Origin of the sequence: Methylophilus sp. TWE2 (assembly GCF_001183865.1) — a bacterium.
In the GTDB taxonomy this organism is placed as follows: domain Bacteria; phylum Pseudomonadota; class Gammaproteobacteria; order Burkholderiales; family Methylophilaceae; genus Methylophilus.
Genome location: NZ_CP012020.1, coordinates 706924 through 721839 on the forward strand (window position 1 = coordinate 706924; position 14916 = coordinate 721839).

A 14916-nucleotide genomic window follows, 5' to 3' on the forward strand; every position below is an offset into this window, starting at 1 on the left:
GCGTTGCGAGTCTATAGTTTAAGATTCAGACACACTGAACAGCTTGAGTTATAATAATGTTTCCCTGCGCACTACCAATCAGCGCAGCGGTTCTGAAATTCCCCGTCATTATTTGCCCGTTAGTCCAGATTGGTGTTGCTCACGCAACAGACCAACGCCCGATGATTCATTGCATGAAATGTCATGCAATCTCTATAAGTTGAACAACCTTGTCACAAGAAAACACACCTGCAAACGTCACGTTTGCTGATTTAAATTTATGCGAGCCTGTGCAGCGCGCGATTGCCGATGCTGGCTATACCTCACCCACGCCTATCCAGGCGCAGGCGATCCCTTATGTATTACGTGGCGGTGATTTACTCGCCGGGGCGCAAACTGGTACCGGTAAAACCGCTGGCTTTACCTTGCCGATTTTGCACCGTTTGTTTGAAACGCCTTTGACCAACCAGGCCAAAGGCAGGCCACGTTGCCTGATTTTGTCGCCCACCCGCGAGCTGGCGGCACAAATTGGCGAGTCAGTTACCACCTATGGCAAATATTTGCCATTGAAAAGCATGGTGGTGTTTGGCGGCGTCAGTATTAACCCGCAAATCAACCGCTTGAGCAAACCGCTGGACATCCTGGTGGCGACGCCGGGCCGCTTGCTCGACCTGGTGCAACAAAAAGCGCTGGATTTATCTGGCGTTGAAATCCTGGTGCTGGATGAAGCCGACCGTATGCTGGATATGGGCTTTATCCACGACATTAAAAAAGTGCTGGCCTTGCTACCCAAAAAACGGCAAAACCTGCTGTTCTCGGCGACCTTCTCTGACGAGATCAAGCAGCTGGCAGATAATCTGCTGAATACACCTGATCTGGTGGAGGTGGCGCGTCGCAATGCGTCGAATGCGCTGATTGAGCAGAGTGTGCATATGGTGCCGCAGGCGCATAAACGCGCCATGGTCAGCCACTTGATCAAGCAGAATCAGTGGACGCAGGTATTGATTTTTACCCGTACCAAGCATGGCGCTAACCGCCTGGCAGAAAAGCTGGTGAAAGACGGGATCCCGGCGATGGCGATTCACGGCAACAAGAGCCAGAATGCGCGTACCGCTGCACTGGCACAATTCAAAGCTGGTGAGATTCCAGCCTTGGTTGCGACCGATATTGCCGCTCGAGGACTTGATATAGACCAGTTGCCGCAAGTGGTGAATTTTGAATTGCCCAATGTGCCTGAAGACTATGTACACCGCATCGGACGTACCGGACGTGCCGGTGCCAGTGGCGCGGCGATTTCACTCGTGGATCGCGAGGAACTCAAATTGTTGAAAGACATTGAGCGCTTGATCAAGCGGGAAATCCCCAAGGTGCCGGTAGAAGGGTTTGTGGCACCGGAAAAGGGTAGTGAAGAGCCTGACCGTCCGCCGCGTGGACAGCAGCCGCGCGGGCAGAATCCCCGTGGAAAAAATAATGCTCGTCAGCAACAGGGCGCATCGCAGAGGTCTGCAGGCAATACCGCCAGCCAAAAAGCCCCGCAATCGCAACAGCATCAGCCGCAGGTGAATAGTCCACGTCCGGCGCAACCGCATGGTAACAAAGCTGCGAAAAGGAGTAATCCACCTGCCAATGGTCATCGTCCTCAAGGGGCGCTATTTGCGCCCAAGCCAGGCGCATCTTCGCAGCATCAGCCACAAGGTCAGAGCCGCCATAAACCGAAAGCCCGCTGATGCAGATTCTGGTGGATGCCGATGCGTGCCCGGTGGTGATTAAGGAAATCCTTTTCCGTGCTGCCGATCGCGCCAAAATCACCACCATTTTCGTCGCCAACAAGCTGTTGTATGTGCCGCCTTCAATGTACTTGAAAGCGATACAAGTCGCCAAAGGCTTTGATGTGGCAGATAACGCGATTGTGGCCATGCTGGAGGCAGGTGACTTGGTGATCACGGCGGATATTCCACTGGCGGCGCAAGTGATAGAAAAGAGTGGTCATGCCTTAAATCCCCGCGGTGAGTTTTATTCGATTGAAAATATCCGTGAGCGCCTGGCAATGCGCGATTTTATGGAATCATTGCGTGCCAGCGGCGTCGAAACACAGGGGCCTGCTGCCATGCAGTCTTCTGATCGCCATACGTTTGCTGCGCAGCTCGATCAATTCCTGGCCCGTCATCCATCCCGGCCGATATAAGCCTGAATTGCCGCGGTCGGCATGATGTTTTATTTCGATTGTAATGAATTGAAAACCCTTTTGTTCTAACTGGTTATTTTCAAAGGCTTGTATTAGCATGAGTTAAAACAATGTAGCTAAAGCTATATGTAAAAGAAGAGGTCAGAACTCATGAGTTTGCAAACTCGGATTGACGAAGCACTATTTCACAGGCTGTTATCGGGCGCGCGTATTCCTTTGCTGGGGAGTGCATTCGGTGGTTTGCTGATTGCGCTGTCACAGCTGGGCTCGGAAAACAGTCATTGGTTTTTGCTCTGGTGCGGTGTGGTCTATGTGGTGATCATTTTTCGTGTCTATTTCCTCAAACGCTGCAAAAGCATGCTGGCCCAACATGGATTCAACTATCCTTTGGCATATAAATACTGTCTGACACTGGCGTTCTCGGGATTGGCATGGGGGGCATTGGGCTTTCTGGCAAAAGACGCACCCCCCATGACGGTGATTATTGTCATCACGGCTATCCAGGCCATGGTGATGGGTGGGGTGGTGACCATGGCTTCCTGTATCCCTGCTTTTTTTGCTTTTAGTTTGCCAGCCATGCTGCCAACCGTGCTGGTGTTTTCATTCAGCGAAAACCTGTCGAGTTTTATCATGGCAGTGTTTAGCGTGATTTTTTACCTGTTGATGATAGGCGTGGCTTACCGCTTTAATCAGTCTTTACGGCAGGCGGCACGCATCAGTTTTGAAAACGAGGATTTGATTGGCTCTTTAAAAGAGGCTTACCACAAGATTTCTCTGCAGAACGAAGAACTCAATCATGTCGCGCATCATGATGCATTGACGGGATTGCCTAACCGCAAATTGTTGTCTTTACGTTTGCAGCAGGCGATGGAGTTGGCCAAGGTTAAAAAGAATGGGACGGCTATCCTGTACCTCGACCTGGATGGCTTTAAGGCGGTGAATGACCAGTTGGGGCATGAAGCGGGGGATTTAGCCCTGGTGGAGGTAGCACAACGTTTGAGTAGTGTGATTCGCGGGAGCGATACACTGGCCCGTGTGGGCGGGGATGAATTTGTGGTGGTGCTCTCTGACTTGCCCACGCAGAGCAAGGCATCAGTAGAAATGGTGGCCCAGAAATGCCTGAGGGTATTTGAACGGGAATTCCAGATTCTTGATCACATTTGCCAGCTGGGGACCTCGATAGGGTTAACTTTGTGTCATGAGGGCGATGCGATAGAGGCAGTTTTGTCTGCCGCAGACAAGGCCATGTACCAGGCCAAGTTACTGGGGTGCGGACAAATGTCGTGGGCACCCGAGTGTTAGGCACCAAGTCACACTGTTCAGTTGTCATTGCTGAGAACATTTTATTCGTTGCGCAAGCAAGCTTGCCGTGGTTTGTCATAGACGGTAACTGTGTTGGACATCCCAGGCTAAATTAACCAATTTACCGGGGATTTGCATGCGTGTTTTGGGATTTGATTTGAATCACATCCCTTACAGTAGTGGACGGGGGCTTAGGCTAAACATCCATGACTGCACAACAATTCACATCTGCAGGGCGGGACAGGCTTATCAGACATTTATGGCTGATGGCGCTGTTTGCGCTGTTGATTTGCCTGTTATTGCTCATCTACTCAGATCTGTTTGCGCCAGTGCATTTCGCCGCTATCCTGCTGCTCGCGATTGGAATCGGCTTATGGTGCCTGGTGACTGTCCTCGCCTGGCGCCAGCGCCGCCTGCTCTTGGCCAGGCAGGCGGCAGACCTCCAAACATTGAATCAGGTGCTGGCCCATGCTTTTTCCAGTGAAGTGTTTTCCCCGGTCAAATTTTCCCCGGCGCAAGAGGAAAGCGTGCAAGCCGGCTGGCAGCAATTGCTTGACCAGAGTCAGCAATTAAGTGCCTTAGATCCATCCGGTAAGCAGCATCCTCAGCATTTGAATCAGCTTTACCTTGCATTGTCCCAATGTAACCATGCGATTGTGCAAAGCCAGGACAAGCATATCCTTTTTGAGCAAATTTGTCGCATTATCGTTAACCTGGGTCATGCCAATATGGCCTGGATTGGCGAGCTGGGTGCCGATCATAAGCGCATCACCGTCCTCAGCGCATTTGGTTCAGGCATTCATTACCTGGATGAAGTCGAGATCTCGGCTGACCCGGCCCAGCCCAGTGGTAAAGGGCCATGCGGTTTAAGCCTGATTTCTGACCATCCCTATTGGGTGCATGACTTTCAAACCAATCCTATGACTGCCCCATGGCACGAAAAAGCCAGAGAGTTCGCCTGGAAGTCTGCCGCTTTTTTACCCTTGCATATTGAGGGTAAAGTGATTGGCTGTTTGGCGCTCTATGCTGCAGAAGCGCATGCGTTTGAGCCTGACACCCAGCGCTTGCTGCAAGGCATGGCGGCCAATATTGACTTTGCCCTGGACCGCTTTGAAGTTCAGGCACAGCGTAGCCTGATCCAAAGTCATTTACAAGGCAGTGAGCAACGCGCACGGCTAGTGCTGGAAAATGCACTGGATGCGATTGTGAATATTGATATGCAAGGCCTGATTGTGGAATGGAACCGGGCGGCGGCACATATCTTTGGCTATACGCGCGCCGAAGTGTTAGGCCGCCGGCTGGAAGACCTGATTGTGCCGCCAGAGCACCGCGAAGCACATCACCAGGGAATGCACCGCTTGCAACAAACAGGGCAGTCCCGCCTGTTGGGCAAGCTGATCGAGATTACGGCCTTGCGCAGGGATGGCAGCGAATTTCCTATCGAGTTAACCATTGTTGAAATTGAGCGTGGTCACGAACATTACTACAGTGCATTTATCCGTGACATTACCAAGCGCAAAGAGGCGGAAGAGCGTATCCGCGTCCTGGCAAATTACGATACCCTCACTGGCTTGCCAAACCGGAACTTGCTCAATGAACGTGTGACGGTTGAAATTGAGAAAGCCTGGGACCAGGATGGCCAGTTCGCGTTGATGTTCCTTGATCTTGACCATTTCAAGGATGTAAATGACAGCCTGGGGCATCGCTATGGCGATAACTTGCTTATTGCCTTAACCAAGCGTTTTGAAAGCCTGGTGCGGCCGCAGGATACCATTTGCCGCCTGGGTGGGGATGAGTTTGTGTTTTTGCTGGCAGAAGCAGACCATGTGATTGCCAGGGAGGTGGTCGAACGGTTGTTGAAAGCTGTTGAACAGCCGTTTGTCATAGACCAGTATGAACTCACCATTACGGCATCCATCGGGGTGGCGATTTATCCTGATGACGGCCTGGATATGGAAAGCTTGCAACGTAACGCCGATGTGGCGATGTACCGCACCAAAAAAGAGAGCCGCAACAGTTACCGCTTTTTTAGCAATCATATGCAGGTGCAGACAGCGCGTAACCTGCAATTGGTCAATGCCTTGCGCCAGGCGATTTCCCTGGGGCAACTGGCAGTGTACTACCAGCCGCAAGTGGCGCTGGATAATGGCCGGTTGCTAGGTGTTGAGGCCTTGCTGCGCTGGAAGCACCCCCAGCTCGGCTTTATTTCACCCGCTGAGTTTATCCCGCTGGCAGAATCGAGTGGTCTGATTATTTCCATAGGCAGCTGGGTGCTGGAGCAGGCAACACAACAAATGTATGCCTGGCGCCTGGCAGGCTTGCACGGTATCTCGGTGTCCGTCAATTTGTCCAGTATCCAGTTCCGCGACCCTAAGTTGCCTGCGCTGGTGAAGTCTACCCTGGAGCGTTACAACGTTTCACCAGAATGCCTGGAACTGGAGCTTACCGAAGGCGTGGCGCTGGAAAACCCGGAAGGGGCTGTGGCCATGATGGATGCATTAAATAAGCTGGGGGTGCGCCTCTCTATTGACGATTTTGGGACCGGGTATTCTTCATTGAGTTACCTGAAAAAATTCAAAGTCTACAAGCTCAAGGTCGACCAGACCTTTGTACGCGATATCAGCACCGATGATGAAGACAAGGCGATTGTGATTGCCATTATCCAGCTGGCCCGCAGTCTGGGGCTCAAGACCATCGCTGAAGGGGTGGAAACGCCCGAGCAGAAAGCATTCTTGCAGACACAGGGCTGTGACGAAATGCAGGGCTACCTGCTCAGCAAGCCTCTGAACAGTGACGATGCGACGGCATTCTTGCTGTCATATGTTCCACCTGCTGTGCCCTGACCTCAGGACTCAATTCAACCGTTTTATCTTTCGCTTCTTTTCTTCTCTGCCTAGCAATGTAAATCCGCTTGACATTGTAAATGATAATTATTATCATTTACTGAAGGTTTAGCAAAGGAGCGTCATGATGAAACGTCAAACAGTGGTTGGAAAAACGATGTTGGCAGGAAAGACTGCCTGCAAGGTGCTTTACCATCAGTCTTCGGACATGGTGGAACTGGAGGTTGGCGGTACCACACTCAAGTTTGACGCCGATCACTTTATTGTGATTAATGAAATGCTACGCAAGGCCGCTGCGCGCATTGTGATGCAAACCGAAATTGAGATGATTGTTTAAAAAGAAAGGCTGCCATGAATACCATGAATATCCATCCCATACGCTACGATCCCAGTCTGCCAGATGCCGAGTCTGTGATGGCGTCATTGCTGTATGTCGCGACGCTCTATATCAAAAAGCCAACCTATGACTTGGCCAAACAGGCATTGCGCTTGGCCGAGACGCTGACGGCACCAGAGTATGCCGATTCGGAACTGATTTGCAGCGTCTCTCGGCGCATGTGCGTGCAATGGACCTTACTGGTCAACGAACACGAGCAGGCCACCACCCAGCTGCGCGCATAACAATAAAACGAGGGATTGATTGTGAATGAGGAAACTATGTGTAAAAAGATTCTCTTGTCTGGCCAGGCCGGATTCCGTGTGCATTACTGCGAGACCCACCGTACCATAGAGCTGGAAATTGGTGCCATGAGTTTGCGGCTGGATGAAGATGCGCTGGAGCTGATGAGTGATGCCCTGGATGAGTCAGTGACTAAATTACAGGCCCTGCATGCGACCAGAGGGTCTTTCCGGGCATTTATGCGGCAATTGAATATGCCTGATTGATTTAAACCTGTTGTGAGAAACACTCACAGGCATCTGAGATCAATAGATGGCAAGCACTGCTAAAACAAAAGAGGAGCATAAGCTCCTCTTTTGTTTGATAGGATTTGCTTGCAAGGATGATTGCTATTTCAAGTTCCTTGGTGACTTAATAGCTTGGAATTTTTGCTGTCACGCTTTTGGTCAGCTCATTCAGCGTTTTGTTCAGGTTATCAAAGGCGGCACTGTTCAACCCTGTATCGCAAGCCACGCGCTTTTGCACATCAGAAAGCTTGCTACGTAAGGCTTGTCCTTCTTCGGTCAGGCTGACAATCACGACGCGCTCGTCATCCTTCTGTCGGGTACGCTTGGTCAGTTTTTTTGCTTCCAGACGTTTGACGACCGGGGTAATGGTGGCAGGTTCCAACATTAACTTTTCGGCAATATCTTTAATCGAAAGCTGCTTGTATTGCCACAGTGCGACCAATACCAGGTATTGCGGATAGGTCAGGTTAAGTTTGTCCAGATCAGGCTTGTAAGAACGCAGTAATGCATGGGTGGCCGAGTAAAGCGAAAAGCACAACTGGTTTTCCAGATATAAGTTAGGCATGAAGTTAAAATTATATTGTCATTAATATGTAATTGATAATTACAGCATCAATTGAGGAGGGTGTCTATAGGTGTTTTGTAGGAGAAACACTGGTTTTGTATAAGATATGAAATATCACACCCAAGAATTTGCTGGTTAATAGCAAATCTTCTCACTGAAGTAAGGTTTTGACGCTATTTCTTTGAACGTCATGAAATGATTAAAGTACGATAAAATCATGCCTATCCCAGCCTAATTGTGTGCCGTAGAAAGCTTTTCCGCGTAATGTTGCCTTCCGTGACTTTTCTTGACCTCGAAACCACCGGGGCAACACCCTTAAGAGACCGTATTACAGAAATTGCTTTGGTAAGGTTTGACGATGGTGTGGAAACGCTGCGCTGGCAAACACTGATCAATCCGCAGCAACCTATCCCGCCATTTATCCAGTCACTGACCGGCATCAATGATGCCATGGTGGCCGATGCCCCGACGTTTGCCGAAGTGGCTGACAAGTTGCTGGCTTTACTGGAAGGTTCTGTGCTGGCCGCGCATAATGTGCGCTTTGATCATGGTTTCCTGAAGTCTGAATTCAAGCGGATAGGATGCAATTTTCGCACCAAAGTCCTATGCACAGTCAAATTGTCTCGCCTGTTATATCCGCAGTATTACAGCCATGGGATTGATGCGATTGTAGAGCGTCACCGGATCACTGGCCTGGCGCGCCACCGAGCCATGGGCGATGTGGAGGCGATTCTCATCATGCTCAATGACGCCAGGCGTGACCTGGGCGAAGAAGAGGTTCGAGCGGCCGCACTCAAGCTGATGTCAGCGCCTACGCTGCCACCGCATATCGACGCCAGCCTAGTGGGTGAGCTGCCTGAGGCACCAGGGGTCTACCTGTTCTACGGTGAGAACGATTTACCGCTGTATATCGGTAAAAGCATTAATCTAAGGGCGCGTGTGCTGTCGCACTTTAGTAGCGATCATGCTTCCAGCAAAGAAATGCGCATGACTCAGGAAATGAAGCGTTTTGAGTGGATCCCGACCGCAGGCGAATTCAGCGCTTTGCTGCTGGAGTCGCGGTTGGTCAAGGAGCGTCTGCCCATCTATAACCGGCAGTTGCGGCGTGAGCGCCAATTATGCAGCTGGCGGTTGGCGCCAGGTGATACGTCGCAGCCCTTACTCACGCTTGTGCATGAAGACGAAATTGACCCCAGCCAGTTGACTCAACTGTTTGGCACCTTCAAAAGCAAGCGCCAGGCGGTAGAAACCTTGCGCAAGATTGCCGAAATGAGTCATTTGTGTGTCAAAGCGCTGGGTCTTGAGCCAGGACGCAATGGCCCGTGTTTTGCCTATCAGTTAAAAGGTTGCAAAGGCGTGTGTTGTGGTCAGGAGTCGACTGAAATGCATGCTTTACGCGTACAGCAGGCATTGATTGCGCATAAACTCAAAATCTGGCCATACCCCGGCAAGATCGGGATTGAGGAATATAACCTCGAAAACGATCTGCGACAGATTCATGTCTTTGAGCATTGGGTGTATCTGGGCGTAGCGGTGGATGATGACAGTTTGCAGGAACTAAGGACGCAAAAAACAGCGCTCAAGTTTGATCTTGATACCTACAAGTTATTATTGAAAATGCTGGCGCAAAAAAAGACCCGCGTGCTCGACCTGGCGGGCTGAAGGCAAGTTGGTCAACCTAAACTGCAACCTGCCAGAACACGCGGGACAAGGGGTAGTTGTTAAATCAGGGCAGGTAGAATGTACTGTCCGTTGAGACGGTTTCGCCGCTGGAGATTTGCATCACTTCGATTTTGATGCGCTGGCTGCCACGTTGCTCGCTAGAGGGTAGAGACAAACTTAACGGCAGCAATACTTCCTCGGTCGGGCCAGCAGTCAGTGTTTGCTCACTTTCTATACGTAGGCCGCCAAGTCCGCTGGCCTGTACCCGGTAGCGTTGCCCCTGCTCGGTGGCATTGGTCAGGTGTAGCTGATACAGGTTCTCGACACCATGGCTGGTTTCCCGGTACATGATATTGCGGTCACGGATCACATCCACCTTAAAGTCGGGCTTGTGTAACAGGCCATAACCCAGCCACGCCAGCATGAGCGCAAATAATGCGCTGTATATCAAGACGCGGGGGCGCAGCAGGTGCTGGCGCAATTTGTGTTTTCCACTCTGGCCTGCGGAAGAGAAGCGGATCAGGTCGCGTGGATATTGCATTTTGTCCATGACGTCATTGCAGGCATCAATACACAATCCGCAGCTGATGCATTCGTATTGCAGGCCATTGCGAATATCAATGCCTACCGGGCATACCTGCACGCAGATATTGCAATCTATGCATGATCCCAAGCCTTGTGCCTGGTAATCCTGATTTTTGCTACGGCCACCGCGGGGTTCGCCCCGCTCACTGTCATAAGCCACAATTAATGTGTGATTATCAAACATTGCACTCTGGAAGCGTGCATAGGGACACATATGCTTGCAGACCTGCTCGCGTAAAAAACCGGCATTGCCATAAGTCGCCAGGCTGTAGAAGCCTAACCAGAAGCACGACCAGCCACCCAGTTGCCATTGCTGAATATCACCCAATAATTCGCGTACGGGTGTGAAGTAGCCGACAAAGGTGAATCCTGTCACCAGCGAGAAGGCCAGCCATACACCATGTTTGCTCAGTTTGATGCCGGCTTTGCGGGGTCCCCAGGGCTGGGCATCGAGCTTTTGCCTGGCCATGCGGTCGCCTTCTATGCTGCGCTCCATCCACAAGAAAATTTCGGTATATACCGATTGTGGGCAAGAGAAGCCGCACCACAATCGGCCTGCAACCGCCGTAAACAAAAATAATCCGATCGCACAAATGATGAGTAGCATGGCCAGGTAAAACAGGTCCTGCGGAAAGATCACCAGGCCAAACAGGTAAAAGCGATGCGTATCAATATCCAGCAAAAATGCCTGGCGGCCACCGTATTGCAACCATGGCAAGCCGTAAAACACCAGTTGCGTCAGCCAGATCATGAGCCAGCGCCAGTTCTTGAAGTAACCACTGACAGAACGCGGATATACCTTGCGTGTTTTCTGGTAAAGCGAAATGGTTTGCTCGGCCACGGGGGCGGCCACAATCGGAATCACTGGTTTGCTGCGTGTGGATGACATAAGACGCTCGAATCAATCAGATTGCGAGCAGTTTAGAAGAATAAGTATATTGAAAACAGATTCAGTTTCTAATTAAAAAACCATATCAGATGTGCGTTGTCTGAGGAACTGTTTAGTCGCGGCGAATGAATTGACCTAGCGTCTCAATCGCGTGTTGATTGGCTGCAGTGAAAGGGTGGCCGTAATTGAGCCGGATGTAGCATGCATATTGCTGTTGTGAAGAGAACATATGGCCGGGTGCCAGGCTGATATTATGGGCGATGGCTTGCTGGAATAGTTTCAGGCCGTCTTTTTGCGCTGGTAATTGCACCCATAAGAAATAACCGCCTTGCGGCAGGGTAAAGCGGACTTCTGCTGGCAGGTGCTGGTGGATGGCTTGCGAAAATTGCAATTGTTGCAACATGAGCTGGTGCCTAAGCTGGCGTAAATGCTTGTCGTAGCCGCCTTTTGCCAGATAGCTCGCAAGTGCTAGTTGCGCTGGAATGGAGGTGGCGAGTGTGGTGGAAATTTTCAGGCGGGTAATTTTTTCGCTAAAGCGCCCGGCAGAGACCCAGCCGACACGGTAGCCAGGCGCCAGTGTTTTCGAAAATGAGCTGCAATGCATGACCCAGCCGTCACTGTCCCAAGTCTTGGCTGGCAGAGGGCGATGCTTGCCAAAATACAATTCCCGGTAGACATCATCTTCGATCAAGGGGAGCTGGTAACGCGTGATGAGCGCAACCAGTGCCTGCTTTTTGTCTTCTGGCATCAGGCTGCCAGTGGGGTTCTGAAAGTTGGTCATAAGCCAGCAGGCTTTAGGTCTATGCTGAATAATCGCGCGTTCAAGCGCTGCAAGGTCTATACCGAGCTCTGGGTGGCTGGGGACTTCTATTGCTTTTAGCCCCAAGCGCTCAATCGCCTGCAAGGCGGCGTAAAAACTGGGGCATTCAATCATCACGCTATCGCCAGGCTGGGTCACTGCCGCCAGGCAAAGGTTAAGCGCTTCCAGGGCGCCATTGGTAATTACAATCTCATCCGGATCGGTTTGCTTGCCATCCAGTTGGTAACGCAAGGCAATTTGTCGTCTGAGTTCGAGATCCCCCTGACCGATATCACTGACCGTATCTTGCGGCTGCATATGCCGCACGGCGCTAGCCATGTGATCCGCCAGTTTAGGTAGTGGAAACAAGTGCGGGCTGGGAAAGGCCGAGCCAAAAGGAACATGTTGCGGATCCTTGATCCGTTCAAGTAAGTTAAACACCAGGTCACTCACTTGCAGGGTGGTGGGGACGCCGTCATCCTCTGCGGTATGTGGTAACAAACGCTCGTTTCGCAAAGGTCCGGCCACGTAATAGCCAGAGCGTGGCCGCGTCACAATCAGGCCACGCGCCTCTAGTAAATAATAGGCTTGGAAGACAGTGGATGCATTGACCTGTTTGCTGACCTGTATCTGGCGGATAGAAGGCAGCTTGTCACCACGCTTAAGTAGGCCTTGTTGAATGGCGCTGGCGATTTCTTCAGCAATAACTTCGTATTTCTTCAACTGATCGTCCATTCTGGCGTGAGTATCTGATATGGTTAATTTAATGCAAACTGCAGCTGTTATGCAAATCGCTCATCGATTAAGCTGCCCTTAACTAAATTTGGGAGTTGCAGATGGCTTCAAAAGCAGTCACTGAAAACGCGGTGCTGAGCGTGATGCAGTGGAATAAAAAACATTACCAGGCATCGCTGATGGATGGGCAACATCTGGAACTGGTGGTGGATATGTTTAATGTGCAAGTCATGCATGCTGGCAGGCCAGTTGCCAAAGCGACCTTCCAGCCGTTGAGTTCATTGAATAATCTTGAAATGCAACCCGTGTATAAATTAGCCGCATTTCAAGATGATGAGGGTGAAAACTTGCACGGTTGTCAGCCCTTGCTAGAGACAGTGTTCGCTGTCTACGCTTATTACACTAATGGCAGTATCCGGCCGTGGCGCCAAGCAGTAAAATAAGCTCTTTTTTGACTAGTGGTGCGGTGAAAGTGAGCGCTGCTGGGTCAGGTAAAAACATGCGCAAATATATTTGCATTCTTGAATAAATTGCGTATAATTGCGGGTTCTTTAAAAGGCGATGTTTAAGGCATTATTATGTACGCAGTGATTAAAACAGGTGGCAAACAGTACAAAGTAGCCGCTGGTGACAAGGTAAAAGTTGAGAAATTGACTGGCGACGTGGGCTCTACAGTGGTGATCGACAAAGTGTTGTTGATTGCTGACGGTGAGACAACCACAGTTGGTGCACCTTTGGTAGCTGGTGCGAAAGTGAACGCCACTGTGGTATCACATGGCCGTGGCGACAAAGTGATGATTTTCAAAATGCGTCGTCGTAAGCACTATCGCAAGACACAAGGTCATCGTCAGAGCTACACAGAAATTCAAATCGACACTATTTCAGCAAAATAAGCACGTTCTGCTTGAGTAGAGCAGATTGCTAGAATAAGGAATCAAACATGGCACACAAAAAAGCAGGCGGTAGTTCACGTAACGGTCGCGACTCACAAGCCAAACGCCTGGGCGTTAAAGCTTTCGGTGAAACAGTTGTTAACGCTGGCAGCATCATCGTACGTCAGCGCGGTACAAAAATGCACGCTGGCGAGAACGTTGGCATGGGCAAAGACCACACGCTGTATGCACTGGTAGAAGGCAAAGTTAAATTTGCTGTTAAAGGTGCTTTAAAGCGCCATACCGTGAGCATTGAAGCGGTCTAATCGCACTTTTATGAAAAAAGCCCTGTCGCTTGACGGGGCTTTTTACTTTATAGTTCACGCATCAGAAAAATTCGCGTACGACGGTAGCTTGCTTGTTTTTGCGCGCAGTGACGCAGACAGTACAAATCAGCACGGCAAGGAATGAGCACAAAAAACATGCGAGATTACGAGTAAAGCAATTTTTATATGAAGTTTATTGACGAAGCGACTATCAAGGTTTATGCCGGCGACGGTGGTAACGGTGTTGCCACATTCCGCCGCGAAAAGTATGAGCCTATGGGCGGCCCGAACGGTGGTGACGGTGGCCGTGGCGGTTCTATCTTTGTCGTGGCTGACCGCAATATCAATACGCTGGTGGATTACCGTTATACGCGAACCTTTAAAGCGCAACGTGGTGAAAATGGCAGCGGCTCAGACTGCTATGGCAAAGGTGGCGACGATATGGTTCTGCGCGTGCCTGTAGGCACGACCATCAGCGACAAGGCGACCGGCCAGATGATGGTGGATTTGAACACAGATGGCCAGAAAGTACTGATTGCCAAAGGCGGCAATGGCGGCCTGGGTAATATCCATTTTAAAACCAGTACCAACCGCTCCCCACGCCAGTGTACTAAAGGTGATCCTGGCGAGGCTTTTGAGCTCTACCTTGAGTTGAAAGTACTGGCAGATGTTGGTTTGCTGGGCATGCCGAATGCCGGTAAATCTACCTTTATCCGCTCAGTGTCTGCGGCCAAACCTAAGGTCGCCGATTATCCATTCACGACCTTGCACCCTAACCTGGGTGTGGTGCGTGTCGATAGCAACCGTAGCTTTGTCATTGCCGATGTGCCTGGCCTGATTGAAGGTGCCGCAGAAGGCGCCGGCTTGGGTCATCAGTTTTTACGCCACTTGCAACGTACCTCTTTGCTGCTGCATTTAGTTGATCTTGCTCCATTTGATGAGAGTGTTGATCCAGTGCAGGAAGCCAAAGCAATTGTTAATGAGCTGAAAAAATACGACCAGGAGCTCTACGACAAACCACGCTGGCTGGTCCTCAACAAAATTGATATGCTGGAAGACAGTGCGAAAAAGGTCGCTGATTTTGTGAAGGCTTATGGCTGGGACGGTCCTGTGTTTCCTATTTCGGCCATTAGTGGCGTAGGTTGCCAGGCACTGACTTATGCCATTATGGATCATATTGATCAGGCGCGTGTCCAGCGTGAGGCCGAGGCAGAGCAGTCATCTGGCGTCACTGAATAATCATTATAAAAACGCATTCATTTTAAGAA

15 protein-coding genes are annotated in these 14916 nt (G+C 50.6%); 12 read left to right on the top strand and 3 right to left on the bottom strand.

Annotated elements, in window-relative coordinates; all coding sequences use genetic code 11:
• Positions 1-209: 209 nt before the first annotated feature.
• From ACJ67_RS03415 to ACJ67_RS03445, 7 genes are all read left to right on the top strand, one after another.
• Positions 210-1706 carry a DEAD/DEAH box helicase gene (locus tag ACJ67_RS03415; protein ID WP_049637883.1) on the top strand — a complete coding sequence of 499 codons (1497 nt, stop codon included), beginning with the start codon at positions 210-212 and terminating at the stop codon, positions 1704-1706.
• Positions 1706-2164 (top strand): YaiI/YqxD family protein, encoded by a 459-nt coding sequence (locus ACJ67_RS03420; protein ID WP_049637884.1) that lies wholly within the window; start codon positions 1706-1708, stop codon positions 2162-2164. The genes ACJ67_RS03415 and ACJ67_RS03420 overlap by 1 nt, the downstream gene beginning before the upstream one ends.
• A gap of 150 nt (positions 2165-2314) precedes the next feature.
• Positions 2315-3466: a GGDEF domain-containing protein gene (locus ACJ67_RS03425; RefSeq protein ID WP_049637885.1), complete on the top strand. Its 1152-nt coding sequence runs from the start codon at positions 2315-2317 to the stop codon at positions 3464-3466.
• Positions 3467-3672: 206 nt separating this feature from the next.
• On the top strand, positions 3673-6309 hold the full coding sequence (locus tag ACJ67_RS03430) for a bifunctional diguanylate cyclase/phosphodiesterase (protein ID WP_049637886.1): 2637 nt from the start codon (positions 3673-3675) through the stop codon (positions 6307-6309).
• Positions 6310-6433: 124 nt separating this feature from the next.
• Positions 6434-6646, top strand: coding sequence for a hypothetical protein (locus tag ACJ67_RS03435; RefSeq protein WP_231587237.1), 213 nt, complete (start codon positions 6434-6436; stop codon positions 6644-6646).
• A gap of 14 nt (positions 6647-6660) precedes the next feature.
• Complete coding sequence (locus ACJ67_RS03440; protein WP_049637887.1) at positions 6661-6930, top strand: hypothetical protein; 270 nt, start codon at positions 6661-6663, stop codon at positions 6928-6930.
• A gap of 36 nt (positions 6931-6966) precedes the next feature.
• Positions 6967-7194 carry a hypothetical protein gene (locus tag ACJ67_RS03445; RefSeq protein WP_231587238.1) on the top strand — a complete coding sequence of 76 codons (228 nt, stop codon included), beginning with the start codon at positions 6967-6969 and terminating at the stop codon, positions 7192-7194.
• A gap of 145 nt (positions 7195-7339) precedes the next feature.
• Here the strand turns inward: ACJ67_RS03445 and ACJ67_RS03450 are convergent, their stop codons facing one another.
• Positions 7340-7780, bottom strand: coding sequence for a MarR family winged helix-turn-helix transcriptional regulator (locus ACJ67_RS03450; protein ID WP_049637889.1), 441 nt, complete (start codon positions 7778-7780; stop codon positions 7340-7342).
• 264 nt (positions 7781-8044) lie between these two features.
• Here ACJ67_RS03450 and ACJ67_RS03455 point away from each other — a divergent pair, with 264 nt between their 5' ends.
• On the top strand, positions 8045-9442 hold the full coding sequence (locus ACJ67_RS03455; protein ID WP_049637890.1) for a 3'-5' exonuclease family protein: 1398 nt from the start codon (positions 8045-8047) through the stop codon (positions 9440-9442).
• Positions 9443-9506: 64 nt separating this feature from the next.
• Here the strand turns inward: ACJ67_RS03455 and ccoG are convergent, their stop codons facing one another.
• Both ccoG and ACJ67_RS03465 read right to left on the bottom strand, forming a co-directional pair.
• Positions 9507-10916 carry a cytochrome c oxidase accessory protein CcoG gene (ccoG, locus tag ACJ67_RS03460; RefSeq protein ID WP_049637891.1) on the bottom strand — a complete coding sequence of 470 codons (1410 nt, stop codon included), beginning with the start codon at positions 10914-10916 and terminating at the stop codon, positions 9507-9509.
• A gap of 112 nt (positions 10917-11028) precedes the next feature.
• Complete coding sequence (locus ACJ67_RS03465; RefSeq protein WP_049639741.1) at positions 11029-12438, bottom strand: PLP-dependent aminotransferase family protein; 1410 nt, start codon at positions 12436-12438, stop codon at positions 11029-11031.
• A 113-nt stretch (positions 12439-12551) separates the two neighbouring features.
• Between ACJ67_RS03465 and ACJ67_RS03470 the strand changes: the two genes are divergently transcribed.
• The 4 genes from ACJ67_RS03470 to cgtA all read left to right on the top strand — a co-directional run bounded on the left by ACJ67_RS03470 (position 12552) and on the right by cgtA (position 14887).
• Positions 12552-12893, top strand: coding sequence for a hypothetical protein (locus ACJ67_RS03470; protein ID WP_049637892.1), 342 nt, complete (start codon positions 12552-12554; stop codon positions 12891-12893).
• 135 nt (positions 12894-13028) lie between these two features.
• Positions 13029-13343: a 50S ribosomal protein L21 gene (rplU, locus tag ACJ67_RS03475; RefSeq protein WP_049637893.1), complete on the top strand. Its 315-nt coding sequence runs from the start codon at positions 13029-13031 to the stop codon at positions 13341-13343.
• 47 nt (positions 13344-13390) lie between these two features.
• A complete protein-coding gene (gene rpmA, locus ACJ67_RS03480) occupies positions 13391-13648 on the top strand; it encodes a 50S ribosomal protein L27 (protein WP_049637894.1) in 258 nt (85 codons plus the stop codon).
• A gap of 186 nt (positions 13649-13834) precedes the next feature.
• On the top strand, positions 13835-14887 hold the full coding sequence (gene cgtA / locus ACJ67_RS03485; RefSeq protein WP_049637895.1) for an Obg family GTPase CgtA: 1053 nt from the start codon (positions 13835-13837) through the stop codon (positions 14885-14887).
• Positions 14888-14916: the final 29 nt, after the last annotated feature.

Bases quoted from the DNA above. Each gene is read 5' to 3' on its own strand.
- ACJ67_RS03430 (WP_049637886.1), top strand. From the start codon at position 3,673: ATGACTGCACAACAATTCACATCTGCAGGGCGGGACAGGCTTATCAGA.
- ccoG (WP_049637891.1), bottom strand. From the start codon at position 10,916: ATGTCATCCACACGCAGCAAACCAGTGATTCCGATTGTGGCCGCCCCC.
- ACJ67_RS03435 (WP_231587237.1), top strand. From the start codon at position 6,434: ATGATGAAACGTCAAACAGTGGTTGGAAAAACGATGTTGGCAGGAAAG.
- rpmA (WP_049637894.1), top strand. From the start codon at position 13,391: ATGGCACACAAAAAAGCAGGCGGTAGTTCACGTAACGGTCGCGACTCA.
- rplU (WP_049637893.1), top strand. From the start codon at position 13,029: ATGTACGCAGTGATTAAAACAGGTGGCAAACAGTACAAAGTAGCCGCT.
- ACJ67_RS03455 (WP_049637890.1), top strand. From the start codon at position 8,045: ATGTTGCCTTCCGTGACTTTTCTTGACCTCGAAACCACCGGGGCAACA.
- ACJ67_RS03440 (WP_049637887.1), top strand. From the start codon at position 6,661: ATGAATACCATGAATATCCATCCCATACGCTACGATCCCAGTCTGCCA.
- ACJ67_RS03450 (WP_049637889.1), bottom strand. From the start codon at position 7,780: ATGCCTAACTTATATCTGGAAAACCAGTTGTGCTTTTCGCTTTACTCG.
- ACJ67_RS03420 (WP_049637884.1), top strand. From the start codon at position 1,706: ATGCAGATTCTGGTGGATGCCGATGCGTGCCCGGTGGTGATTAAGGAA.
- ACJ67_RS03470 (WP_049637892.1), top strand. From the start codon at position 12,552: ATGGCTTCAAAAGCAGTCACTGAAAACGCGGTGCTGAGCGTGATGCAG.
- ACJ67_RS03425 (WP_049637885.1), top strand. From the start codon at position 2,315: ATGAGTTTGCAAACTCGGATTGACGAAGCACTATTTCACAGGCTGTTA.
- ACJ67_RS03445 (WP_231587238.1), top strand. From the start codon at position 6,967: ATGTGTAAAAAGATTCTCTTGTCTGGCCAGGCCGGATTCCGTGTGCAT.
- cgtA (WP_049637895.1), top strand. From the start codon at position 13,835: ATGAAGTTTATTGACGAAGCGACTATCAAGGTTTATGCCGGCGACGGT.